This window comes from Paraburkholderia sp. SIMBA_030, assembly GCF_046535245.1.
Taxonomy (GTDB): domain Bacteria; phylum Pseudomonadota; class Gammaproteobacteria; order Burkholderiales; family Burkholderiaceae; genus Paraburkholderia.
On the sequence record NZ_JAWRXB010000406.1, the window covers coordinates 1 to 276 of the forward strand.

The following is a 276-nucleotide window of genomic DNA, read 5'->3' on the forward strand; positions in this document are numbered from 1 at the left end:
CCGGGGTGGTCGGCCAGCTCGGCTTTGGCCAGATCGCCAATGCCGCCCACGTCGGCGGGTTGCTCATCGGATGCCTGACAGGGCTCTTGGGTGGCGGGATGGCCCGGCGTAAACTGTCGGCTTGAATTAGGAGACGCTATGTCCACTTTCGCGCAAATGATCGAAAACATTACCCCCGAAATCTACGAGAGCCTGAAAACGGCCGTGGAGATCGGTAAATGGTCCGATGGCCGCAAGCTCACTGTCGAACAGAAAGAGCTGTCGTTGCAGGCCGTG

1 protein-coding gene is annotated in these 276 nt (G+C 59.4%); it reads left to right on the plus strand.

The features are described from left to right. Positions 1–138: 138 nt before the first annotated feature. Positions 139–276, plus strand: a 138-nt coding sequence (locus SB772_RS40550) for a DUF1315 family protein (RefSeq protein WP_410838591.1), incomplete at its 3' end; no start/stop codon positions are given.